Source organism: Azospirillum mesophilum (assembly GCF_053470405.2).
In genome coordinates this window covers 251816-276008 of sequence record NZ_JBPXMQ020000005.1, presented here as the reverse complement: position 1 = coordinate 276008, position 24193 = coordinate 251816, and the positions used below count along the sequence as shown (strand labels likewise).

19 protein-coding genes and 5 pseudogenes are annotated in these 24193 nt (G+C 65.7%); 14 read left to right on the top strand and 10 right to left on the bottom strand.

All coding sequences use genetic code 11. The features are described 5' to 3' along the window. A pseudogene (locus ACSVC7_RS08385) lies at positions 1-161 on the bottom strand (ISKra4-like element ISAzba1 family transposase); the annotation flags it as partial. On the opposite strand from ACSVC7_RS08385, the pseudogene ACSVC7_RS08380 reads away from it, so the two are divergent. Both ACSVC7_RS08380 and ACSVC7_RS08375 read left to right on the top strand, forming a co-directional pair. Continuing rightward, a pseudogene (locus ACSVC7_RS08380) lies at positions 157-744 on the top strand (transposase); the annotation flags it as partial. The pseudogenes ACSVC7_RS08385 and ACSVC7_RS08380 sit on opposite strands and share 5 nt — an antisense overlap. A 94-nt stretch (positions 745-838) precedes the next feature. Beyond that, a pseudogene (locus tag ACSVC7_RS08375) lies at positions 839-1616 on the top strand (ISL3 family transposase); the annotation flags it as partial. Between the two features lie 235 nt (positions 1617-1851). Here ACSVC7_RS08375 and ACSVC7_RS08370 read toward each other — a convergent pair. The 6 genes and pseudogenes from ACSVC7_RS08370 to istA form a co-directional block, all read right to left on the bottom strand. Next, positions 1852-2469 carry a plasmid pRiA4b ORF-3 family protein gene (locus tag ACSVC7_RS08370; protein ID WP_448203516.1) on the bottom strand — a complete coding sequence of 206 codons (618 nt, stop codon included), beginning with the start codon at positions 2467-2469 and terminating at the stop codon, positions 1852-1854. Between the two features lie 47 nt (positions 2470-2516). Next, a pseudogene (locus tag ACSVC7_RS08365) lies at positions 2517-2717 on the bottom strand (ATP-binding protein); the annotation flags it as partial. A gap of 12 nt (positions 2718-2729) precedes the next feature. Beyond that, positions 2730-4982, bottom strand: a complete 2253-nt coding sequence (locus ACSVC7_RS08360) for a recombinase family protein (RefSeq protein WP_448203517.1) — start codon at positions 4980-4982, stop codon at positions 2730-2732. Then, positions 4979-5305, bottom strand: coding sequence for a hypothetical protein (locus tag ACSVC7_RS32780; RefSeq protein ID WP_510166938.1), 327 nt, complete (start codon positions 5303-5305; stop codon positions 4979-4981). Before ACSVC7_RS32780 ends, ACSVC7_RS08360 begins: the two co-directional genes overlap by 4 nt. Next, positions 5271-5984: an ATP-binding protein gene (locus tag ACSVC7_RS08355; RefSeq protein WP_448203518.1), complete on the bottom strand. Its 714-nt coding sequence runs from the start codon at positions 5982-5984 to the stop codon at positions 5271-5273. Before ACSVC7_RS08355 ends, ACSVC7_RS32780 begins: the two co-directional genes overlap by 35 nt. Beyond that, positions 5981-7507 carry an IS21 family transposase gene (istA, locus tag ACSVC7_RS08350; protein ID WP_448203519.1) on the bottom strand — a complete coding sequence of 509 codons (1527 nt, stop codon included), beginning with the start codon at positions 7505-7507 and terminating at the stop codon, positions 5981-5983. Before istA ends, ACSVC7_RS08355 begins: the two co-directional genes overlap by 4 nt. A gap of 113 nt (positions 7508-7620) precedes the next feature. Here istA and ACSVC7_RS08345 point away from each other — a divergent pair. From ACSVC7_RS08345 to ACSVC7_RS08330, 4 genes and pseudogenes are all read left to right on the top strand, one after another. Further along, positions 7621-8013, top strand: a pseudogene (locus ACSVC7_RS08345) (transposase); the annotation flags it as partial. 985 nt (positions 8014-8998) lie between these two features. Beyond that, positions 8999-9283, top strand: a complete 285-nt coding sequence (locus tag ACSVC7_RS08340) for a hypothetical protein (protein ID WP_448203520.1) — start codon at positions 8999-9001, stop codon at positions 9281-9283. Beyond that, on the top strand, positions 9280-9579 hold the full coding sequence (locus tag ACSVC7_RS08335; protein WP_448203521.1) for a hypothetical protein: 300 nt from the start codon (positions 9280-9282) through the stop codon (positions 9577-9579). Before ACSVC7_RS08340 ends, ACSVC7_RS08335 begins: the two co-directional genes overlap by 4 nt. 521 nt (positions 9580-10100) lie before the next feature. After that, on the top strand, positions 10101-10274 hold the full coding sequence (locus ACSVC7_RS08330) for a hypothetical protein (protein WP_209773321.1): 174 nt from the start codon (positions 10101-10103) through the stop codon (positions 10272-10274). A gap of 236 nt (positions 10275-10510) precedes the next feature. Here the strand turns inward: ACSVC7_RS08330 and ACSVC7_RS08325 are convergent, their stop codons facing one another. Next, positions 10511-11611: a serine/threonine-protein kinase gene (locus ACSVC7_RS08325; protein ID WP_448203522.1), complete on the bottom strand. Its 1101-nt coding sequence runs from the start codon at positions 11609-11611 to the stop codon at positions 10511-10513. 393 nt (positions 11612-12004) lie between these two features. After that, positions 12005-13540: a transposase gene (locus tag ACSVC7_RS08320; RefSeq protein ID WP_448203523.1), complete on the bottom strand. Its 1536-nt coding sequence runs from the start codon at positions 13538-13540 to the stop codon at positions 12005-12007. 1436 nt (positions 13541-14976) lie between these two features. On the opposite strand from ACSVC7_RS08320, the gene ACSVC7_RS08315 reads away from it, so the two are divergent. From ACSVC7_RS08315 to ACSVC7_RS08305, 3 genes are read left to right on the top strand one after another with little or no spacing between them, the layout of a single operon-like run. After that, complete coding sequence (locus ACSVC7_RS08315; RefSeq protein ID WP_483508168.1) at positions 14977-15990, top strand: tyrosine-type recombinase/integrase; 1014 nt, start codon at positions 14977-14979, stop codon at positions 15988-15990. After that, the gene (locus ACSVC7_RS08310; protein ID WP_448203525.1) at positions 15987-16355 is read left to right on the top strand and encodes a hypothetical protein; all 369 of its coding nucleotides are present in this window, start codon (positions 15987-15989) and stop codon (positions 16353-16355) included. The genes ACSVC7_RS08315 and ACSVC7_RS08310 overlap by 4 nt, the downstream gene beginning before the upstream one ends. A gap of 21 nt (positions 16356-16376) precedes the next feature. Continuing rightward, the gene (locus tag ACSVC7_RS08305) at positions 16377-16631 is read left to right on the top strand and encodes a hypothetical protein (protein WP_448203526.1); all 255 of its coding nucleotides are present in this window, start codon (positions 16377-16379) and stop codon (positions 16629-16631) included. Positions 16632-16992: 361 nt separating this feature from the next. Here the strand turns inward: ACSVC7_RS08305 and ACSVC7_RS08300 are convergent, their stop codons facing one another. Further along, positions 16993-18174, bottom strand: a complete 1182-nt coding sequence (locus ACSVC7_RS08300; RefSeq protein ID WP_448203527.1) for an aminotransferase class V-fold PLP-dependent enzyme — start codon at positions 18172-18174, stop codon at positions 16993-16995. A 49-nt stretch (positions 18175-18223) separates the two neighbouring features. On the opposite strand from ACSVC7_RS08300, the gene dndB reads away from it, so the two are divergent. From dndB to ACSVC7_RS08275, 5 genes are all read left to right on the top strand, one after another. Then, positions 18224-19318, top strand: coding sequence for a DNA sulfur modification protein DndB (gene dndB, locus ACSVC7_RS08295; RefSeq protein WP_448203528.1), 1095 nt, complete (start codon positions 18224-18226; stop codon positions 19316-19318). After that, positions 19311-20801 carry a DNA phosphorothioation system sulfurtransferase DndC gene (gene dndC / locus ACSVC7_RS08290; protein WP_448203529.1) on the top strand — a complete coding sequence of 497 codons (1491 nt, stop codon included), beginning with the start codon at positions 19311-19313 and terminating at the stop codon, positions 20799-20801. The genes dndB and dndC overlap by 8 nt, the downstream gene beginning before the upstream one ends. Further along, positions 20798-22786, top strand: coding sequence for a DNA sulfur modification protein DndD (gene dndD / locus ACSVC7_RS08285; RefSeq protein ID WP_448203530.1), 1989 nt, complete (start codon positions 20798-20800; stop codon positions 22784-22786). Before dndC ends, dndD begins: the two co-directional genes overlap by 4 nt. Then, entirely contained in the window at positions 22776-23150 is a 375-nt protein-coding gene (dndE, locus tag ACSVC7_RS08280) for a DNA sulfur modification protein DndE (RefSeq protein WP_448203531.1), read from the top strand. The genes dndD and dndE overlap by 11 nt, the downstream gene beginning before the upstream one ends. Positions 23151-23362: 212 nt before the next feature. Continuing rightward, positions 23363-24187, top strand: coding sequence for a restriction endonuclease (locus tag ACSVC7_RS08275; protein ID WP_448203532.1), 825 nt, complete (start codon positions 23363-23365; stop codon positions 24185-24187). The last annotated feature ends 6 nt before the right edge of the window (positions 24188-24193 follow it).

Genomic DNA, 24193 nt, shown 5'->3' with positions numbered 1-24193 from the left:
AGAATGCGTTCGTACTCCGGGGGGCCGCGGTCGGGCATGATCTCGGCGACCGGGGTCAGGCTGCGCCGGCAGGCCACGCCGCAGCGGCAGGCGTCGAAGGGGACTGTCTGAAATTTCGTGTACGGGCCATAACTTCGGGACCGAAGGAGGTCCCGCATGGCACGACGCAAACACCCCAGCATTCCGGACGCGCTGCTTGATCAATTGCTCGCCGGCGCCGATCCGAAGAGTGCCTTCGCCAAGGACGGCCTGCTCGATGAGCTGAAGAAGGCGCTCGCCGAGCGGGCGCTGAACGCCGAGATCGACCATCACCTGGAGAGCGGTGAGCCGGACGGCCGGAGCAACAGCCGCAACGGCTATGGCAGCAAGACGGTGCTCACCGACACCGGCAAGATCGCCCTAGACGTGCCGCGCGACCGGCTCGGCACCTTCGACCCGCAACTCATCGCCAAGTACCAGCGCCGCTTTCCGGGCTTCGATGAGAAGATCATCTCCATGTACGCCCGCGGCATGAGCGTGCGCGAGATCCAGGGGCACCTGCGCGAGCTGTACGGCATCGAGGTCTCCCCCGACCTAGTCAGCGCCGTCACCGACGCCGTGTGTCAGTGCCGGTTGAATACTCCCCAGAGCGAGCTGAAGAACCGCGGGGTCGAGGACGTCCTGATCGCCGTCGTCGATGGCCTCAAGGGCTTTCCCGAGGCGATCACCGCGGTGTTTCCGCAGGCCCAGGTGTCAAACGACATCCCGAACTGGTTCTTCCGCGTTTTCGGTGCAGCGTGAATGAACTTACCGGCGGCAGTGAGCACATGGAGGGAACGGCATCCCTTTTCTGAGTGCTCTGATTTCCTTGTCCAAATCGCTGCTGTCCCTACTCCCGCCCGGTCTCGCCGTTGATCACGTCACCGTCGCCCATGATCGCGTTGTTGTGGCCGTGCGCGCTCGCGCCGCTGCGGCGGCCTGCCCGGTGTGTCGGCGCCCTTCGCGCCGCGTACACAGTCGTTACAGTCGCCGCCTCGGCGACCTGCCTTGGCAAGGCCGGGTCGGCCAACTCGACCTCCAGGTTCGCCGGTTCCGCTGCGCCGCTGTCGAGTGTCCGCGCCGCATCTTCGCCGAACGCCTGCCGGCCGTTGCCTTGCCGAAGGTTCGGCGGACCGTCCGGCTCTCGGAGGCGCAACGGCGCATCGCCCTCAGCGCCGGCGGCGAGGCTGGTGCCCGCTTGGCGGCTTGCTTGGCCATGCCGGTCAGCGGCGACACGTTGTTGCGCCTGATCCGGGCGGCTCCCCTGCCGGCGGTGCCGACACCGCGCGTCATTGGCATCGACGACTGGTCCTGGCGGCGCGGTCAGCACTACGGCACGATCATCGTCGATCTGGAACGCAACCGCCCCATCGACCTGCTGCCCGACCGCCACGCGGAGACGGTAGCGGCGTGGTTGAAAGCCCATCCCGGGGTGGAGGTCGTTGCCCGCGACCGCGCCGGCGCTTACGCCGACGGCATACGGGCCGGCGCTCCGAACGCCGTCCAGGTCTCCGATCGCTGGCATCTTCTCCGCAATCTCGGGGACGCTTTGGCCGGGGTCCTCGACCGCCATCATCATGACCTGCGCATAGCAAGCAAAGCGGCAGCGGGAACCGCCATGGAAATCAGCACGGCCGCCGCACCGCCCCCGACGACCGCACCGCTCCCGGCACCAGCGGCCGAGTTGCCGGTGACGGATCGCCACGGCGTTCGACAGGCCCGGTTTGACGAGGTGATGGCGTTGCACGGCCAAGGCTGGCCAATGAAGCGGTGTGCAACGACAATTTTGACGTCCGGTTGACGTCAATTACGCTGTCCTGGCGGAGGTCGTGGTCAGTCGTATCGTGACAGTGCCGCTCGGCGTTTTGCGGCGCGCACGGCGGAGCGAACAGCGCGATCGATTTTGCCGATGTCGAATTTTTCGGGATGGAATGCCCGGCCCGCCCATCGCCTCATGTCGGCATGGTCGGGGTGGCTTGGGTCGTGAAAGACGTCGAGGAAGTCGGCGTAGCCATGAACGCCGCCGACATCCTCCGGCGGTCGCGAGCGGGCGCCGTCGATACAGGCGGGGTACTTGCGATCGGCCTCGGGCAAACGCAGGGTCTCGATCTCGATCCGATGGTGCCAATCGTCGCCGAAGTCGTAGAGATAGAGGAACGGCGGCGGGCTGGACAGGAAGTCGAACAGGCGAACGTCGTTCTCCGGCAGTGCCCGGCTGTCGTCGTCGAAGGCATCGGCGTTGAGCATGTCGGGGTCGCCGAAGCGCAAGCCGCCGATCTCGAACTGATGGAGATGGTAGTCCAGCCAGCCGAAGGCGGCCTGGATGATGTGGTGCAGTTCGGCCAGCGTGGTTTTGCGCGGCACCAGCAGGCGCCGCCAGATCGGCGGGTCGATGTCCAGGATCGTGATCTTCAGCTGGGCGATGGTTGGCGGCTCATACATGCCCGCCATGATGCCGCCGCGCCGGTCCGGCGACAATGACGCGCTTGTCGCATCGATTACCCTTCGCTGGCCCTCGGGTCATGGGCCGCGGCCAGGGCGGAGCGGCGGCGGTAGCTTTCCGTGTTCAGTTCCAGAATGGTGGCGTGGTGCACCAAGCGGTCGATGGCGGCCACGGTCATGGCGGGATCGGGAAAAATCGCGTCCCAGGCGCTGAAGGGCTGATTGCAGGTCAAGATCAAGCTTCGGCGTTCGTAGCGTTCGGGACATCGTTATCCATATTGCTCGTTTCCATGGTGATCTCCGCGAATGGCTCGGGCCGAAGCGATTTCCGCGGCGGCCGGACGTTCCTTCAGGCGCCACTCCCACTGGCCTCGCCCGCGCGGGGTTCGGAAAGCGATGTAGTCGCCATGCCGAACGCGGGCCCAAACGGCATCACGCTCCAGTCCCGTTTCCTCGACCACCGCGGTGAGCGTCGGCAATCCGCTCACGTCGGCGGAGCCGTCAAGCCGCGCGATGTCCGCGTCCGTCAGCCGGATCCACTGCTTCGAACAGCGACAACGTTGATCGCACGCGACGACACCGTGCTGCACCCAGACCTGCACCAGAGACGGCGTGACGCCCAACCGCTTCGCCGCCGCCTTGGCGGAGATGCACCCATCGCCCCGGGGCTGCAGTGCCCCGGGTCGGACCGGGCAGCCGGTTGGAATGCCGTGTTGCTTGCGCATGGAAAAGACGCGCTCGTAGGTCCACTCCTTTCCAGTCCGGGTGCGCAGGCCCAACGCATTGAGTGCGCCGGCAACCGCGTGGTCGGGCAACCGGGCGGACAGGTCCCGGATGCGGACGATCACCGCGGCGTCGGTGGTGGCGTGCAAGCCGATCGGCGGCAGGGGCACCATGTGCGTCGAGGTGGCGCCACCCGTCCACAGAAGGACCACATCGATGCGGCGTGCGATCCGATCGACCGTCACGGTCACGGCGGCAACCGCCAGGCGCAGAAGCCGCTTGCGATCGACGGCCGTGGTCGTTTCCGCCCGCCACAGACCGGGCAGGTCGGCGGCAATCCGGCGCACCTCCTCCCGCTCGGTGGCGGTCAGCGGCATCAGATCGGTTCGTTGCATCAAGGCGTATTCGCTGTCCAACGTCTCCAACGCGACCAACGCTGCGTTCCACCGCCGTTCCAGCTCCCGGGCCACCAAGCGGTTGTCCGGATCGACGGCGTCGTATTGACGTTGGGCCAAGGCCACCTCGTACCGGGCGCGTTCCAGGCGCAGCTGCCAGTGCCGGTCGATAACCTTCCGCTCGCGCTCCAGTGTTTCCAGGGCCGCCAGGGTGGTCTCAAGGCCAACCGGGGCCACCGCCTCCAGGAAAGCGGCAGCGACAGCGCCGTCCAGCAGGCCCACCGGACAGGACTGGCATTGCCGCTCGCCGTAATCGACCTGGGCCCGGCGGCAATGATAGCTGTGGTACACGGAGCCGTAGTTCACGGCCATCCGGCGGCCGCAGCGGCCACAGATGACCAGCCCGGTGAGCAAGGCAAACCCTTCGCGCGGGGCGCCGCGGCCTTTCCGGGCGAAGTTGTAGAGGTTGTCCTGCAGCGCCTGACGGTTGGCCAGGTAGGCGTCGTAGGTCAGGTACCCGGGATAGACGTCGGGCACCACGATGTCCCACTCCGTCACGCCGATCCGGTGGTCGATCACCGTTGGCGGGTCTCCTGGCACGGCTTGGCGCCGCCGCCGACCATAGACGAAGACGCCGGCGTAAGCGGGGTTGGTGAGGATCTGCTGGATCATCTGGTAGGTCGGCCGCACCCACGTGATGGTGCCGGCGGTGGCCCCGGTTTGCGCGCATCGCGGCAAGGCCAGCCGGTTCTCCAGAAAGTGGCGCTGTACGGCCCTGGCGTTGCGCAACACGGCGAAACGCTCGAACACCGTGGCGATGGCCAGGCGCACGGCGTCATCCGGGTCCTGCACCACCACTCCGTCGGGGCGGCGCCGGAACCCGACCGGCAGGCGCAAAGCGAGTTCACCGCGGCGCGCCTTGTTCAGCAGGTTGCCGCGCATCCGGCCACGCAGAATGTGAAGCTCGGCGGCGAACAGCGTGCCCTTGACGCCCAACAAAAGCAGATCGTTAGGATCGCGCGCGTCGTAGACGCCGTCTTCGTCAGCGATGAGGGTGCGGAAAACACCGCACAGTTCGATGACGCGGTGCCAGTCGCTGTTGCAGCGGGACAGGCGCGACACTTCGGTGACGAGGATGATGCCGACCTCGCCCAAACCGATGGCGGCGACCAGCTTTTGGAAGCCCGTCCGCTGGCGGCTGCTCGCGCCGGAAAGGCCGAGATCCTCATCAATGACCCGGATCTGGGATGGCGGCCAGCCCATCAACTGAGCGCGCTCAGCCAACTGGTATTGGCGGCGGGTGCTCTCCTGGTTGCTCTGCACCTGCTTGGGCGTGGACTGGCGGATGTAGACGACCGCCTGCAGCTGCTGATGACGGGCTTCGATCTTGGGCGAGAGGATCATGGAGCGTCTCCTTGCGGGCCATCCGGCCCGTCAGCCGGCGCCGCAGCAGGTCGCTCCACAGCGCGACCATCGGCCTCTGGGCCTCGAGCGGCAGAATGCTCCACAGGATCGGGGTCGGAGTTGGCATGGCGAGCCTCCGCGCGCGGGAATGTGCGGCAGGCGTCGACCAGTCGGACGAGGGCGCGCAGGCTTCCAGGCGTGAAGCGCAGGACCGGCATGACAGGCTCCTCGACACGGGCAGCTTCGGTCCACGCCAGCGGCATCATCTGCCGGTGGCCATCCTCTCCTTCAACGACCAGATCCGTGCCGGCGTCGCGTCGCAGCCGCCGTATGACCCGTACAACCCGCCCCAGCCACGGATGATGCGGTGCGGTTACCCGAATCCATTGGACCTGAGCGCAATTGCCCGACGCAATGTGTTGGCCGATGTGGGATCAGTTCGAACAGCACCGAGGTTTCGGCCTGGTCCTTTCGGACGTAGCCGAGGTCGTCGAGGATCAGGCAATCGAAACGGTCGAGCCGGGCCAGCAGGTTTGGCAGGGCGAGGTCGCGCCGCGCCGCCTGAAGCTTTTGCACGAGATCGGTGGTCCGGGTGAACAGGGCACGCCGGCCGCCTTCGATGAGGGCGGTGCCGATGGCGGAGGCGACATGGGTCTTGCCGACGCCGCTGGGGCCGAAGATCAGCAGGTTGGCACCGCGCTCGATCCAGCCGTCGCCCCGGCCCAGCGCCTCGACGTGGGGTTTGCGGATGGTCGGCACGGCGGCGAAGTCGAAGGTGGCCAGGGTCTTGCCGTCGGGCAGGTCCGACTCGGCCATGTGGCGGGCGATGCGGCGTTCGGTGCGTTCGGCCAACTCATGCTCGCACAGGGTGGCCAGGAAGCGTGCGGCCCCCCAGCCTTCCTGGTCGGCCCGTTCGGCGAAGCCCGGCCATAGCCGGCCGATGGTCGGCAGGCGCAGGGCGGACAGCATCACGGGCAGTTTGGCGGCGTCGACGTCGGTCATGCGGGCTCCGGATCAGGGATGGCGGGGGTCGGCCGCAGCAGGCGGTCGTATCCGGCGAGATCGGGCGGCGCCACGGTGATCAGCGGCACCGCTGTCGGCTGGGGAGGCGCCACGGCCGTCCGGGCACCCTCGAGATCGGGCAGACCGCCGCGGTCGAGCACGGCGTCGAGATGCTCGGCCAGGGCCGCTTCGCAGGCGCCGGTGGCGGCCAGATGAAGCAGGCCGACGTAGACGCGGCACGCCTGTCGGTCGTCGAGCTGTTCGTCCAGCACCTCCCAGGCCCGGCGGAAGGCCGGTCGGGGAAAGAGTTCGTCGCGGAAGACGGAACGGCGGAACGCCTGCGGCTTGCGCACCAGGGATGCGGCGAGGTGGCGGTAATCGACGACCCGGTCGCGCAGTTTGCCCTTGGGATGCTTGCGGGTGAGCGTCAGCACCTGGGTCGTGCCCAGCCAGCAGAGGAGCCGGTCGTCGTAAAGATGCACCTTGAGCCGGCAGCCGACGAGCCGGGACGGCACGGTGTAGAGCACCTTGCGCACGGAGATGGTGCCGCTGCGGGTCACGGTGACGGTGGTGGTGGAGAAATCGGTGGTGCGGTGCCGGGGCAGCGGCTTCAACGCCGGCAGTTCCACCTCCAGCGCCTTTCGGCGCCGGGCGTTCTTGCGGGCGACGGTGTCCTGCAGGAAGGCCTGGTAGGTGGGAATGTCGGGGAAATCGCGCGACCCCCGCAGGTCGAGGGCGTCGCGCAGCGCCGCTTTCAGATGGCCATGGGACGCCTCGACGCTGCCGTTCTCATGAGCGACGCCGGCGTTGTTGCGGGTCGGGGTCATGCCGTAATGGCGGCAGAAGGCGGCGTACCCGGCGGCTTCGTCGTCCTCGGCCGTCAGGTTGCGGTAGGCGGCGGACAGGCGGTCGGTGCGGTGGGTGTGGGGCACGCCGCCGAGTTGCCACAGCGCTTCCTGGAGCCCTTCGGTCAGGGCGGTGAAGCTCTCGCCGCCCTGAACAAGCTTGACGGCTTCCCAGCCGCTGTAGGCCAGCCAGAAATGATAGAGGATGTGGTCGAAGGGGCTGCCGTCGATGGTGATGCCGAGGCTGGCGGTCTCGGTGAAATCGGACAGGGCCTGGTGGCCGGGAGGATGATCCTGGCGGAAGATCAACTCCTGCTCCGGACCCTCGGTCGCCCGCCACAGCGCGACCCGACGCTGAAGCGAACGCAGCAGGCGGTCGGGATAGGCGCCGGGGTGACGGCGCTGGAGTTCTTCCAGCAGAGTGGTCGCCCGGATGTGTGGAACCGAGCGCAGGACCGGCACCAACTCCTCATCCCACACGCCGGCGAACGGATCCTCGCGGGTGCGCCAGGTCCGTTCACGGGGCCGTTGGCTTGGCAGGATCGGAATGGCGTCGATCCGGCGCGCCGTCCGCTCGCTGAACCCGGCCTTCGCCGCCGCCGTCGCCTGACTGTCTCCCTGCCTGCGCTCGTCCATGTACCGCCTGACCTGCCGGTCGGTGATCCGCGCGCCAGTCATCAGCCTCTCCCCCGCGATCGCGGGGGAGAGGCTGATGACTGGGCCGCCACCCGGCCATTCCAATCGTCGTTAGGCGGTCATCGTAATTGGCGCCGTACAGCTTGATGGGACCGTGGAAGATGCCCTCGAAACGTCGGGCAGCGTGGTTGGCGGTGGCCGATCCGGAGACGATCGATGCCACCGAGCAACGGTTCGTCGATGCCTTGCTCGTCCGTTCCGAGGGACTCACCACGGTCATCGCGTTGGCGCGCGCGTTCAGCACCATGGTGCGTCGTCAGCAGGCGGACCGGTTGGATGGATGGTTGGCCGCGGCGAAGGAAACCGCCCTGGCCGGGTTCGCCGATGGGCTCGCGCGTGATCTCGCGGCGATCCGCTCGGCGCTGTCGCTGCCGTGGAGCACCGGGCCGGTGGAGGGGCAGATCAGCCGCTTGAAGACCATCAAGCGAACCATGTGCGGCCGCGCCAAGTTCGACCTGCTGCGTCACCGGATCCTGGAGGCCGCATAAACGGCAGCGTTCCAGCCAGCCCGCTGCACCGAAAACGCGGAAGAACCCCCGAACTGGCCAATCCTCATTACCGACCGCCTGACGATCCCTGTCGCCTACCCAAAGCGATGGTGGTGGTCGAACGCGCCAAGGAGGTGTCGCATTCGGACAGCTAGTGGCGCGAGTCGAACAGGGGGTTACGTTCTACAAGGGATGTCGGCACGCTGCGGCCCCCTCTGGTTCCTGCTGCGCAAGACCAAACTGGTCCGCAACCTCATCACCCGGACCGTTCTCTACGGCGATGCCTCCGCCGAGCGCCTCGCCGTAGAGAACGGTCCGCGGCGTTGATGTCGGTGAGGCCGAGAGCGCTGTGCTCCGCGTTGGCGCGGCCATCGCCGCCGCCCTCGACCGTCTGGAACGGCTGCTCGCCGCCCCGCTGATGTCGATCTCCGACCGGACTCAGGACGCCGTGCGAACGCGGTCTCCCGTGTCCTGCGAGACGATGCTCCGAGGATGCGGCCAGTGGGCCGGTCCTGGGCCTATGTCGAGTTTACCGGATTATAGCATCCGGACGCTATAATTCGCCGCGGGAGGATGGCGGTGCCACATGACGGCGTCTCCGAGCCATAACCATCACGACCGGATTTCCGTCGTCGGCGAGCCATGCCCAAAGAGACGGTGTCCCTGAGCGGCGGCTCCGGATCCTGGCACCGCTTCTCTTAAGAGCTTTTGCGCTCCAGCGTCCGATCAGCGAGCGTGGAGCGTCTCGGTGCGGGACCATGGAACACCCGAGTGCCGCGATCTCAAACACGGAAGGTGGCCTGTGCAAGACGGGCGCCCGAGGCCGGGGCGTATGGTGGGCGTATTTCTGCTGAATAAGGGCCAGAAACATCGCGACCGTCCCCGACGGCGCAGACCTGGGCGGAGATGGTGCCGCGCACTGCCATGGCGGCTGGCCCCGTTGCGGACGAGTGGGACGGGAAACTCCTTCGGGCGGAGGCGGCTGATGCCGGACGGGCAACTCCTGCTGCACTGGCGGCCGTTGGCCTGCGACCCGCCGGATCTCGGCCACATGGCGGCGGGCTGGCGCGGCTGGTTCCTTTGGGCGTCGCCCAATTCGCATCCGACCCCCACATCCTGGAACTGGGGCGCGAAGCCCCCTGGCCCGGACCGGCCGCTCAGCAGCGACACGACAACGGCGATGGCCGCCATGGTTGCCGCGGAAGCGGCACTGCTCGAACGCCTGAGCGGCCATGAGCGTGCCACCCTGGCGCGGTCCGTCGTCCCATGACGGAACTGGGCTGGCGACTGATTGACCAGGGCTGGCGGCTGGATGTCGGGCCTGGCCTGAGGCTTCACGTGGATCCGCTGCCCCGGAAAGGCGACGGTCGTACTGTGTGGGTCTGGGCTATTTTGGCGCGGCGGACAGAAGGGTCGGAATGGGATGTGGTGGACGGTCTGGCCGTTGATCGGGCTTGCGTGGTGGCCGAACTGGCCATGAACGACGCTGTCGCGGCGTTGTTGGCGCTCGGCGTGGTGACGGCGCATGATCTGGCGCGGCTGGCAAGAGGGGAGCGCCTCCGGTAAGGCGATGACGGAACACGCCCGATGACGGGGCGTCGATGTGGCCCCGACGATTTCGGCCGCGTTGCCATGGGCTGGGAGCGTCAAGCACCGAAGCGCGACAAAGCGCGCTGATGCCGCCCACCCATGGGAGGGGCTAGCGCCATGAGCGACCCGCGCGGCCCGGCCAAGCCGGGGATTGCCTGATGGGCCCGCGGCGTCCGCCCCGACCGGTCCCCCCGCCCCACCCTTTGTGGCCTTTCCGCTTCGTCGCGGCGCGGCAAGCACGTGGAGTCCAACGGTCGGTGACCGTGTCGACGCCGCCTTGGGCATGACGCGACGACAGGAGCGTCGCGCCGCCGGTGCACGGTCGCCGCGGACGCCACAGCGTCGGGAGGAGAATGTCCCTGGCTGAACCGGCTTCTTGACGAGACCGAGGCGCATGGCCGACAGTTCCGTCGTGACGGATCGGAGGTTTCGTCCACGCGTTTGGACCATATCATTGCCGACGTCGTGGATCCGGCTTCAGGAGAAGCGTCATGCGAGTGAGCGAGTACGACCCCAAGCAACGCGCGCTTGAGAAGGCGGCGTCCCGCCGTCGCGATGAGGACGCCCTGCGGTCGGGCCAAGTCTCGCGCGAGGACCTGCAACGCATCAACGGTGGCCACGGCTTGTTCCGCAACTCGACGCTCGTGCGTCGCCCCAAAAAGGAATCCTGAGCCCGGACCGCGACGACTCCGATCCCGACCTCGACACACCCCTCATGCGCGAGCGAGGAGGCCCTGAACGAGGTGCTGGCTGGCGCGGACGAGATCCCCCACGGCCCCGAATTGCGGCGCACGCGCCCGCTCGACGAGCGGCTCGCCGGATCGCCGGCACGCGCTTCCGAGGAGCGTGACGAGGGCGGGCGCCGGCATCACCCGCCGACCGGTTGGACCGACAGAACCGCCTCCGCTCAACCCTCCGAGGGTGGGCGCTCATCACCGGAGGGGACTTCCGGATCCGCCGCCACCGGGCCGAATTCACGCCTCGGCGCCGCACCATCGTCCCGGCCGGCCGCCGCTGCGGCGCGCTTCGGCTGGCCCGTCGCCGCGGCCTTCCCCGCCGCACGTTCCTGCCGACGTTCGGCGACCGCCGCGGCGACCTCGGGCCACGCGGCCGGATGGTGCAGCGCCCGGATGGCCAGCAGCAGTCGCTCGATGGTGGCGGGATTGTTCCGTCCGCCCGACAAGGTCTTCTCGAAGGCGCTGTACGTGAGCGGACGCTTCGCGTCCACCTTTTGGAAGGCGGTGCCGAGATCTTTGATCGTGGCGCCGGCGGGCAGCAAGCCCGCCACCTCACGGCGGAATGCCCCAGGCGGCATGGCGGCCACTTCGGCCGCCGTCGGCAGCGGTGGAAGGTCGGGCGCCGATGCCGCGGCCGCCGGCGCCGCGTCGTCGTGGACCGTCACCGGCGGCGCGTCCGGCGGCGTCGCAAGGTCGGTCAGGAACCGGCGCAGCGCGGCCAGCGGCATGGCCACCAGCGCCTCCCGGGTGTAGCCCGCCGCGCCGTCTTCGCAGGCCTCGACGGCCTCCGCGAGCAGCAACACCCGCTCGACGTCCGGCTCGGCGAAGCCGGTGGCGTGCGCCAGCGTAGCGAGCCGCTCCGCCGCATCGGGTCCGCCGGCCCACAGAGTCGACAGCAGGGCGCGCGCCTGCAGGCCGAGGCGCACGGGATCCCGGCGCGCCTCGGGCGCTGCCCGCCAACCGGCGGCCAGCGCCTCCGCAGGGGTCGCCGGCTCCGCCACGCGCACGTAGGCCGTCACGTTGCCGGCTTGGCGCAGACGCGCGAGGCGCTCCAGGCCGGCCAGCACGATGACCGGGGCCTTCGGATCGGCGGGGATGGACCGGACGACGATGGGCACGTCGTGCCGGGGCTCGCCGGCGAGGTCCTCCGCGGAGGGCGGCCGCTCGAGACAATCGGGCGCCGGTTGCAGGCGGTCGAGCGCGACCATCCTTTCGGGCATCGCGTCGACCGGCCGCGGCTTGGCGGCAACGGTCAGCTTCAGTCGAGGCATCAGGACTCCGTGAACGAGTGGTCGCGCCGTCCGGCGGCGGACACGGGGGACTGGGAAGCCGTCGGGGCCGGCCGGTTCGGGGGCGTCCGCCCGGGCGGGACGGACGCGGGGATCGCCGGCCGGGGCGGGACCGGCGCCCGGGACGCCGTCCGCGATTCACCCCAATAAGCGGTGCTTATAGTCATTGCTATTACCTAAAGTTGCTGACACCGCACCGGCATAGCCCGGATTTTGGATGAGGACGGGCCGGCAAGCCGTTGATTCCGCGGGGGCGGTTTCGCGCTTCGGGCATGGCTCCGCATCTGGCCATACGCGGAGCCATGCCGGAATCCCGGCGGGCCGCGTGCGATTTTTCCGCGCTATGCCGGTGCGCGCCGCGCGTCCGCGCCGGCGTCAGCAGGCGCGGCTGGCCGCACCGCGCCGCCGTGCGCCCGCACCGGCGGCGCGGACGGACTCCGCGGCCGCGCCGCCACGCCGGCCTTCCTCCGGCGGACGCCGGTGCGGCGGCCGGTCGGTCTCGGGCGGCTCCAGGGCCAAGCGGGCGGCGCGGGCGGCGTCCAGGTGCGCCGCCGTCAACCCGCCGTGCCGCAGCAGGGCGCGGACGAGGAAGCGCTCGGGCTGACGCCACGCCAGCCCCTTGGTCGCGGCGTTGAGCGCGTCAAGACCGCCGTTGATGCGCTCCGCTCCGTTGTTCGTGGCGACCGCCCCCGGCTCCAGGCCGCGCAGGATCTGGTCGAGGTGCGTCGTCACGGTGTCCATCGGGGCGCGGAACACGCTGGCCATCTCCGGGTCCCGCTGCATCCAGCGCCGCAGCCGGGCGAAGCGGGCCCGCACCACGGCGGCGGTCACGCCGGGAGCAAACACCCCGTAGACCGCCTCCTTGAAGCAGTAGGCTTTGAAGAGCGTCGGCTTGCTGTCCTTCAGCTTGCGCAGGAGCGCCCGGTGGCTCGGCGCCATATCGCGGAGCCGCAGCGTGAAGATGCGGTTCAGCGGCGGAAGCTTTCCCCGCGCCCGCCGCCTGGCCAGACGCCTGCGCTCGCCGTGTCCCGCGTCGAGGAAGAGGCGCGCCACGTGGGCCAGGCATCGCACGATGCCGGGCTGCGGCAACCCTTGGTAGGCCTCCCGGATCGCCGCCTCGAAGCCGGGCGCGAAATCGATGACGAAGATCTCGATGTCCCGCCACTGGGGCAGGCTCCGGATCAGATCCACGATGGACGCGGTGTCCTCCTCCCCGGGCGCGCACCACAGCAGCTTTTGCCGCTCGAGATCGGTGGCGACGAGAAGGCGGAACTTCCTTTTCCCCAGTATTTTGCCGTCGAGGCCGACGATCCGGGCCGCCGGCAGCAGGTCGTGGCGCGCGGCGTGGCGCACATCCTTGCCGATGCGGTCGATCAGCTCATTGATCGTCTCCCGTGTGACGGCCGTGCGACGGGAGAGATCCGTCACGGTCGTCGTGTGGCGCAACTCCTCCTCCAGGTAGCGGGCGAGGCGCGGCGTGACCGGCAACCACGGCTCGGTCCAAACGCACCCGGGATCGATCCAAGCGGCCTTCGGCTTGATCCGAAGACCGCAGTCCGGACAGGCCCAGCACGCCTGGAATTCGATGGTCAAGTGCACCGGAAGCGGGCCGTACGGCCAGTCCCGCACCGCCTTGCGCCCTTTCGCACCCCGCGGCTGCAGTCTCCCGGCCCGGCAATTCGGGCACCCCTGGTCCGGCGGCGTCAGCACGACGAAGTGCCGAAGGTCCGACGGCAGGGGGCGCCCCCGCGCGGTGAGGGGCACGTCCCAATTGCCGCGGAACCGCGGCGTGGCCGCCACCACGGTCGCCTCGCGGGCGGGCGGTGCGGCGGCGAGGGCCGGCGGAGCCAGGGCCGGTTCGCCCCCGTCCGTGCCGCCGCCGCGCCCGGTCCCGACGGTCGCCCCGGCCACCCCGCGCGAAGGGCTCTGTGCCCGTCCACCGCGGCGGGAGGGCGGTGCCGCGTCCGGGTCCGGTGTCGGCCCGTCGTCCCCGCTCCTCCCGCCCCGCCCCGTCCTCGATCGCATCCCGCCCTCCGTCCTCGATCCCACTTCGTCCTCCTGCCCTTCGCTCCGCCGCTCCGTCGGGGACGGTGATTTCCCCGTATTCAGGACGACTTCCTCCGTATTCGAAACGACCGCCTCTCCGTCCTCGCAACGGAAAGGCACTCTTGACATCTCTCCGTCCTCGCCGTATTCATCGGAGCGAGGACGGAGAACATTCCCTTTGCCCGACCTTGACTCGACGGCGGCCGAACGGTCGGGAACGCTATGCAGCGAATGCTTAACGAATAGTTAAGACGGCCGGCGGCCCGAATGCCGCGCCTTTGCTCGGCGCAATCGGGCGGCGGCTTGAAAGTCGGGCGCGGCGGGGCTTCCGGAAGCGCTGAAGCGCGCGGGTCGTCGCTTCGGCGGACCCGGCCGCCCCATTTTTGTCACCGCCGCGCCGATCCGATTTCCACGACGGGACCCGCATCGCCGAGCCCCTCCGGCTTGCCGCTGGCCCGACCACCGTCCCGACGCCCCTGCGCCGCCGACCGTCGTGGTGACGGCGTCCCCGTCCTCGCGACAGGCGACGGCGCGAAGGGCTCGGCAGCGACCGGCGGATCAGGCGCACCGGGGCCGATACGCTCCCGCCGCCCCGACCGCCTCCTCCGTCCTCGGGACGGAGACTCCCCGTCCCCGATGCTGATCCCGGGACCGCCGCGCCCGCCCCTGCGCCTCCGGCCGTCGTGTTGACGGCGGCCCCGTCCTCGCGACAGGCGGCGGCGCGAAGGGCTCGGCAGCAACCGGCGGATCAGGCGCACCGGGGTCGATACGCTCCCGTCGCGACGGGCCGTCCCGACCGCCTCCTCCGTCCTCGGGACGGAGACTCTCCGTCCCCGATGCCGATCCCGGGACCGCCGCGCCCGCCCCGGTCGCAGCGCCTTGTCGCCGTCTTCGCTCCGTTGTCGGGACGGTGCGTCGGTCGTCCCGGGGACGGGGAAATGACGCTGCGAAGACGGCAAAGCTCCGTCACGACGACGGCAAATCACCGTCGCGAAGACGGCGGACCTCTGCCAAAACTCATCCTCACAATCGCCACAACACGAACACAGAGAAGAGACATTTCCAGAGCAGTCACGCACGCACTGCTCCGTCTCGTAAAATTTGACCACGAACAATGGGTTCAAAAAATCGAACGAAGCAGGTCTATGCTTCCTTCATCTATGAGAGGTAGGCACAATAACTTTCCAAAATCCAGACAGAGCGCTGCTAGGATGCCCTGGTCGATGGGGGAGTGACGATGGGCGGGAGGGTGGTGCATGTCCCGGACGGCGGATCAAAGGATTGAGGCAATCTGTCGGGTCTTGCGACTTTTGGGCGATGCCGCGGCGCGCCCAGCCACGCTGAAGCGCTTCGAACGCGCCATGCGCATGGTCGCGGAGGCGCTCGCTCCGGAAACCGCGCGAAACGTCCTCATCGGGCTGAACGACTTCACCCGCTTCTGCGCCCACCGCGGATCGCGCGTGCTTCCCGCCACGCCGAAGACGGTCCTGGCCTACGTGCGTCACCGGGCGACGACGCTCAGCGCGGAGGTGCTCGGCCGACGCGTCGCCGAACTGGGCCGCCTGCACCGCTTGGCCAACTGCGCCGATCCCACGGACCATCCTTCCATCGCGCTCGCGTTGAAGGGGGCGGCGCGCCAGCACCGTCGCCCGCGCCGCCAAGCGGCGCCGCTGACGCTCGAACTTCGTGACCGAATCCACGCCCGGCTCGGCAGCGGTCTCGTCGACCTGCGCGATGGGGCGCTGCTCGACCTGTCCCTCGACCTCCTCGGGCGGCGCTCCGAAATCATCGGCATCGACGTCGACGACATCGAGCGCCTCCCCGACGGAAGCGCCCTGGTGCGCTTCCGCCGGGCCAAGGTGGTCGCCGCCGATCCCGAGACCATCGGTTGGATTTCGCCGGCGACCGTGGCGAGCGTCGATCGCTGGATCGCCGCGTCCGGCATCGTCGGCGGTCCGCTGCTGCGCAGCCTGACGCGCTCCGGCGTGTCCCCGAACCGCCTGTCCCGGGAGCACGTGTCGCGAGCCTTCAAGCGCCTCGCCCACGTCGCCGGTCTCGATCCGGAGCGCGTCAGCTCGCACTCACCGCGCGTCGGCATGGCGCAGGAACTGACCGCCGGCAACTTCGCCCCGCCGCTGATCATGCACGCCGGCGGCTGGCGGGCGCCGCAGCTGCCGGCCCGCTACGCCGCGCGTCTCATCGCATCGCGTGGCGCCGTCGCCCAGCTCCATCGCCTGCGGGCCGATGGAGCGGCGACGCGGCCGATGACGGAGGTGGCGCTTCCGGCGCCGGCGCTGGAGGAACCCCAGGAATGACCGCGCCGTCGAAGGGATCGGCCAACGGACCGGCGTTGGACGTCCGATGCCGCCGGATGCTGGTGGAGGCGTTCGTCGCCGCCGCGCTGCGCCCGCTCGCGCCCCTCGTCTTTGTGAGGGGACCGGGGGCACTGGAGGCGTATTTGCGAGCGAATCCCGACCAGATTGACGCGGCCCGGCGGGCGCTGGCGGACTGCCGCGCCGAGGCGCGCCACCACATCGCCAACTACTTCGGCTGGCGCGGGGTTCCGGACGATTCCACGGAGGCTTGGTCGCTGGAGGACCTGATCGAGCAGCTTCGGCGCATTGCCGAAGCTGAGGAGTGGGCACGGATGCCGCAGGGGCGGTATCCGGGATGCCTGTGAGGACGGCGGGAGACACCAAGGATGAATGACATGACGAGGAAGGAATGCCGGTTGATAGAGCGACTCCGCAGCGGCGCCGTCGCTCCGGACGACGTGATGGGCGCGATTTCGACGTCCGAGTATTTGTGCGTGGCGCTGGGTTCCAATCGCCTGGACCTGTTGCCGCCGGGGTTCCCCGACTTCGAAAGCGCGTGGCATCGACTGGATGATACCCAGCGCTCGATCGTGCTCCACTACGTCTCCCCGAGTTGGTCGGTGTACCGGCAACCGATGTGACGCGAGGGCGCCTGTCCATCGGTGAACGGCCCCGCCCCATGGGCCGGGGGCTTCTTTCTGTGTGGAGTACTGCAGGTCGTGCGGGTGCGCGACCGAGGAGCCTTCGGCGCAGCGGCGGGCGCCCCTCAAGGAAAGGCTGCTCAGTGAGAGTCCGGCGACCGGCGAGGAATTTCACCAAATGACCGGGAGCATAGCCACAAGTCTCTCCGAGCGCATATCGAAATCACGGCGTGGGGCAAGCTGCTCACCGTCAACAACATCAATGAAGACGTACCTGGATGTCATCATTGTGGCAGCTTGTCATCAAGCCGTAACATTGTTAAACTGGAGACTATAACCCCTTCCAGCAGCAAGGTGGAGTCTACAGTACCCGCCGTAGACAATCTGCGATTTCCGTCCAGGGAACTGGCGGGGTCATGTGGCTCCAGGAAAAGCGGAGCGCGCCCTGGATCTCTTCACTCGACAATCCCATGGCAGTTAGGACATGGCTCGGGGAATAGCTCTGCGATGTGCAAGCTGACCCATTCGAGATTGCAACTAGGTCCTTGAGCACCAACATGGCCGCCTCGGAGTCGAGCCCAGGCACTGACAGGTTCAGCACGTGGGGAAGCACGTGCTCAGGGGCGCCGTGGATCTGAACGCCTAGCGGCTGGAGTGCCGCCAATGCTTCTTGCCTTTGCGCCAAGCAAAGAGACCGACGGGTGCGCCAGTCCCTTGCGGCCAACTCCGCCGCAATACCAAAGCCGGCGATCAAGGCCACGGGAAGCGTGCCCGGGCGCAGCCCGCCTTCATGCCCGCCTCCGAGAACAAGTGCCTGAAGCGGCGGGCGGCGCAGTCCACGGCGCCGGGTGACCAGAGCGCCGATGCCGCAAGGCCCATAAATTTTGTGAGCGGTAATGCTGATGAGGTCGATGCGAGGCAGTCGCAACGGTTCTAAATCCTTACCGAATCCCTGTGCTGCATCGACATGGAAATATGCCTCATGACCCTGCAGATGGCGCGCCACCTCGGTCAAGGGTTGCTGCACCCCGGTCTCGTTGTTGACATGCATGATCGATACCAGCAGCGTGTCTGGCCTTAGCGCGGCAGCGACGGCGTCGGCGTCGACCCGTCCACCCCGGTCCGGTCGGATAAGAGTGACCGTGAAGCCGCGCCGGGCGAGCTCTTCGAGAGGCTCCAGCACCGCCTTGTGCTCAATCGCGGTGCTGATGACATGCCGCCGCCCGGTCCGTTCACCTTCTTCGACCAAGCCCAAGATCGCAATGTTGTTGCTTTCGGTCGCACCGCTGGTGAAAACCATCTCGTCGGGCTGAGCATACGCCACGGCGGCGATTTGTCGTCGCGCCTCCTCAACCAATCGCTTCGCCTGCTGGCCAAAGCTGTGTGTCCGGCTGGCGGCGTTCCCAGGTGGCCCACTAAGCAACTGGACGATACGGGACTGGACCGTTGGCTCCAGCGGAGCCGTCGCATTGCAATCTAGGTAAATGGGCATGTTTGCATTCCGAAAACCGTGGTACGTTTCCAATTTGACAAACAGCCTCATGGAGTAGCAGACTCGGTTGGCATAAGGCCAGTGCTAAGTTGGGGCGGGCATGTCGAGTGGTTTCGAGTTCTCATTTCCGGCGATCCGCGGCGTGCAAGCAAGGCGGGAATACTATATTTCTATGTGCCCCTTACGGCTGCTGCCAAAAATGTTCCTCTTCAATGAGGACGAGTTGGTGCCTGAGCTTCGCGCACAGCGCTACTTAAATAAGGCGCGACTGCCAGAGATGGCGCGCTACATGCTGGCGAACCGGGATGATTATGTCTTCTCGGCGATCACGGCGTCGGTGGATGCAGATGTGACTTTCGAGCCGATAGGCGCATCAGGAGACGCGAACCGAATCGGCGTGCTGCGCATACCCATGACCGCTCGCTTCATCATCAACGACGGTCAGCACCGCCGCGCTGCCATCGAGATGGCGATCAAGGAAAATCCGGACTTGGCGGACGAGACCATCGCAGTGGTCTTTTTTTTGGACGTTGGGCTCGAGCGTTGCCAGCAGATGTTCGCGGACCTCAACCGCCACGCGCTTCGCCCATCCAAGTCCTTGGGCGTCCTATACGACCATCGGGATGACAAGGCAAAGCTCGCCAAGATGGTCGTTGTGCGGTCTCCCGTCTTCCGTGATGTGGTCGAGATGGAGCGCACTACCCTCTCGGCACGGTCAAGGCGCCTTTTCACGTTGAGCGCTATTTATGCCGCGACCGCGGCGCTGCTGAGCAACGTTGAGGAAACGGACGTCAACAAGCGGGCGGAGCTGGCGGCCAGCTTTTGGGAGGAGGTTGCCAAATACATGAAAGAATGGGCTCTCGTGCGACGCGGTGACATTACGGCCGGAGAGGTGCGTGAGGACTTTATCCATTCCCATGGCGTGGTCCTGCAGGCCTTGGGTCGGGTGGGCAACAGCCTGCTCCACCATCACCGGACCACCTGGAAGAGCAAGCTCAAGGGACTTGGAATGATCGACTGGCACCGGGCGAACAGCAAACTTTGGGAGGGTCGGGCGCTACTCGGGGGAAGGGTCTCCAAATCGATGCAGAACGTGATCTTGACCACCAACGCGATCAAGCAGCACCTCAGCATTCCGCTGACTCCCGAGGAGCAGCGGGTCGAAGACGCGTTCCAGCGGGGCGATCATGCCTGAGGCTGCGTCGTTGCGTCGTTACTCTGCCTTTGATGCCCAGGGCTTTCGCCGGACGGTTGACGGGCTGGTCGAAGAGATTCAGATGCTCTACTGCAGCGACCAAATACCGTGGGTTGTGGGTTACAGCGGAGGAAAGGACTCTACGGCAACGCTCCAGCTCGTTTGGATGGCGCTGTCACGTCTGCCACCCGCTCAGCGCACCAAGGACGTGCACGTCATAAGCACCGACACCCTTGTCGAGAATCCCGTCGTTGCCGCCTGGGTGGAGCGCTCGTTGAAACGCCTCGACAAGGCTGCACAAGACGCGGGGCTCACTAAGGTCAAGGTGCATCGACTGACACCCGAGCCGCAGGACACGTTCTGGGTCAACCTCATAGGCAAAGGCTATCCAGCGCCGCGGCCAAAATTCCGATGGTGTACCGAACGTTTGAAGATTAAGCCCTCCAATCGTTTCATCGGCGATATTGTCGACAAAAACGGAGAGGCCATTGTGGTGCTGGGAACGCGCAAGGCGGAAAGTGCCGCGCGCGCGCGCGTCATGGAAGAGTTGGAGGACAAGCGCCAGCGTGGGCGCCTCAGCCCAAACAAGTCACTGCCCAATTCCTTTGTCTACAGCCCGGTGGAGGACTGGACCAACGACGATATCTGGCTGTTCCTCATGCAGGTGAAGAATCCCTGGGGCCATGACAACAAGGAGTTGCTAACGCTTTACCAAGGGGCTTCTGCTGACGGTGAATGTCCACTCGTCATCGACACTACTACGCCCAGCTGCGGCAACAGCCGCTTCGGCTGTTGGGTCTGCACCCTAGTTGACAAGGACAAGTCGATGCAGGCGATGATCCTGAACGACACCGCGCATGAATGGATGCAGCCGTTGCTCACTCTCCGGAACGCGCTGGATATCGCCGATGACCGGCCGCTGCGCGATTTCCGGCGAATGAGCGGGCGTGTTCAGCTTTTCCACGACCGCCCCGTGCGTGGCCCTTACACGCAGGCATCGCGAGAGATGTGGCTGCGGCGCGTACTGGAGGCACAGCGGGAAATCCGCCGGCATGGGCCGCCCGATGTGGAGGACATCACGCTCATTTCCCTACCGGAACTCCAAGAGATTCGCCGCATCTGGGTGGTGGAGAAGCACGAGTTCGAGGACATCTTGCCCGGTCTCTACGAGGAGGTTATGGGCTGCGCCTATCCGGGTGGTCGCATCGATGACGCGATGATGTTCGGCGCGGATGAGGTCGCCGCCTTGCGGGAGCTCTGCGGCGAGGACACACTGCATTTCGAATTGGTGCGGGAACTCCTCTCAATTGAGCGGCGTCACCGCACAATGGCGCGGCGCCCAAACATCTTCCACGAACTGGAGCGGGCGCTGCGCAAGGGTTTTTATGAAAACGAGGAGGATGCGGTCACGCGCGCGCGCAGCCGCACCGCGCCATCTACGGAAAAACCCGGCGAGGCTGGGGAGGCGGAGTTCGCCAGATGATACTGGATCAGCTTACGCTGCATAACTTCGGCTTATATCGCGGGCGGCAGACGGCTGATCTCTCGACAGATCCAGGCCGGCCGATCATTCTTTTCGGTGGGTTGAATGGTGCCGGAAAAACGACGCTACTCGATGCACTGCAGCTCTGCCTATATGGCCAGCTCGCAGCCTGCTCGACTCGCCGCGACCTAGCCTATGATGACTTCCTAGCTCAGTGCATAAGCCGCGGTGTCGCTCCTCAGGAGGCGGCGGTAGAAGTCACCTTTCGGCACAGGAGCGAAGGTGTAGAGGACTGCTACCGCATCCATCGCTCGTGGTCGTTGAAGGGTAAGAGCTGTCGCGAGCGCCTGGAGGTCATCCGCAACGACCGCTTCGACCAGGTAGCCACCGAGTACTGGGCCGAACAGGTTGAGGAATTCTTGCCGGCGCGCATCGCGCACCTCTTCCTGTTCGATGGTGAACAGGTGGAAGGCTACGCCCACCCCCAACGCTCGGCTGCCCTCATCGCCACCGGCGTGCAAAACCTTTTAGGGCTCGACCTCATCGAACGACTGGCTGCCGATCTCAAGCTGCTTGAGCGCAAGAAGACGAGTGAGGGGCGCAAAAGCACTGATGCACAGCAGCTAAAGCGCCTTGAAGCTGATCTCGAGGCGACACGGGCAAAACTTGAGACAGCGTTCCAGCAGACCGCGCATCTAAGGACGGTGCTCGACCAGCGCGAACGTCAGCTGATCAAAGCCAATGAACGCTTTAAGAGAGAGGGAGGCGAGCTCTTCTTACAGCAGGCCTCGATTGAGGCGAACCACCAAGCCGCTCGTGAGCATCTCCAGCGCATTGAGCGGGAACTGCGCGACGTGGCTGCGGGCGCCGCTCCCATGCTACTGGTCGAGAATCTGCTCATTGCCGTCCACCAGCAGGACCGGGCGGAAACGAATGCTGAACAGGCGCAGGCGCTTGCCCAGGCACTGTCCGACCGCGACAGTTGGGTGATCGACCTTGTAGCCGAATTTGGACTTCCCAGACCGGCAGTTACCAAGTTCCAAGCGGTCCTAGCTGCTGATCGGGCAAAGCGCTCAGATGGAGGGATTGTACCCTACCTGCGGATGACGACAAGCGAGCGGGAGGTGCTGGGGCAGGTATTGGCAGCGGAGCTACCTGCGGCGAAACAACAAGTGATCTCGATGCTTAAAGAGGACGCTGAAGCCCGGGAAAGGCTTAGGGAGGCCGCGACACGGCTCGCCGCGGTTCCTGAGGCGGACGCGCTTCACGAAGTGTTATCCGAGCGCAAAGCGCTGACTGATGCCGTCGCACGGCTTCAGCAGGAGCTCAGTGCAGCCCTGGTGGAGGAGGACCGACTGCGACGCGAGTGTGAGCGGGCGCAAGAGGCTCTCGACCGGGCCTATTCAGCTTACCAGGAGGAACGGCTGGAGCGGAACGACATCGGGCGCATCCTGACACATTCAGGAAAAGTGCGGGGTACGCTGGCCAAGCTACAGAGTGTGGTTGTGCAGCGCCATGTCGCACGCATCGAGGCGCTGGTGCTCGACAGCTTCCGCCATCTCCTGCGAAAGGGCACGTTGGTAGCCAACCTTCGGATCGACCCTGGATCTTTCGCCCTCACCATCATTGGACCCGACGGCTTAGTTGTACCGGCAGAACGGCTGTCGGCTGGTGAACGCCAGCTGCTCTCGGTTGCCGTGTTGTGGGGACTGGCGCGCGCCTCCGGTCGCCCTTTGCCGACGGTGATCGATACGCCAATGGGACGGCTCGACTCGGTGCATCGGAACCTACTGGTACGGCGCTACTTCCCTTACGCTAGCCATCAAGTCGTTCTGCTATCCACCGACGAGGAGATCGTTGGGCCGTATGAAAAGGCGCTAGAGCCATATATTGGGCGACGTTACGAGCTGGTCTATGACGAGGCCAGTCGGTCCACATACATTCAACCTGGGTATTTGCGAGGGGGCCTCCAGCATGCCAGTTGAACATATCCGGCTATCACGGCAGGCGAGAGAACAGCTAATCCGCCTGAAGCGCCACACCGGAATTGAGCACTGGAATGTGCTTTGTCGCTGGGCGTTCTGTGTTTCACTGGCGGAGCCGAGCATTCCACCGGCGGCTAAGATCCCAGCCGACAGCAACGTTGAGATGAGTTGGCGTACCTTTGGCGGTCGCTATGCTGACCTCTATCTGGCATTGATGCGCCAGCGCTGCCATCAAGACGGGTTTGACATTGATGATGAAACTGTAGCCCAACAATTCCGCTTACATCTGCACAGGGGCATCAGTTACCTTTCAGCAGATAAATCATTGAGGAATATTTCGCAATTGCTTTTGAGGTGCAGGTGAATGCATATAAATTCAACAATGTACTGGAAACATTTATATTTATCCGCTTGGAGCAGAGCAGGAGGAATACAAGATACGCCTCGACATACCGCTAGAAAGTCTTGCAATATTTTGCTAATTTCTATGAGGTTTCCAAACCTGTCGTAGACAGCGGGTACAGTGCTTTCTGCGATTCGCCATTAATTCGGCAGGATGGAGAAGGGAAAAATCCTGTGAACGACAAGAAAAAGCCGATAACAATCGTTGATGCCATCAGAACAGTCTTGAAATCGTCCCGCGAGGCTATGAGCCCGAAGGACGTGTATGATGCCATCATCACACAAGAACTTTATGAGTTCAAGGCAGATCAGCCCGTTTCTGTGGTCAGGCAACAAATTCGGCGCAGGTGCTTGGGTCTGGAATTCCCCTCGGCTCTCCCGGAGAAAATCTTCGAGAAGACGGCGGATGGAAGATATACGCTTCGGTGTGAGGGCAAAGCGATTGAAGAAGCCCTGAGCGATGAGACGATGGCAATTTCGCCAATCTCGAGCGTTTCTAAGTTAGAAAGCATCAGGGAACTTTATGGCCTGCATATTGCAGAAGTTAGGGAGCAGATACTTGAAGATCTAAAAAATTTGCCGCCGCCCATGTTCGAGATTTTTGCTCAAGGCTTGGTAAGAAAGTATGGATTTCATGACGTAATCGTGACCAAGGTGTCTAAGGACGGTGGGATAGATGGTCATGGAAAGTTAAAAGTTGGCTTGGCAACCTTGAAAGTAGCTTTCCAGTGCAAGAGATGGACCAAAAATAGCGTCGGCCGCCCTGAAATAGACAAGTTTAGAGGAGCCGTCCAGGGGCGATACGAGCAAGGAATATTTTTTACAACGGCAAGATTTACCGAAGGAGCCATCGCCGAATCCACGCGATCAGGAGTTGTTCCAATCGTCCTTTTTGACGGTGATGGAATATTCGATGTTATGATGGAAAAACGTTTCGGCGTGGCTTTCGAGGACATTTCAATCCCCAGCCCTGATCTTGACAGCGCATTTGCTGGCTGAAGCGGC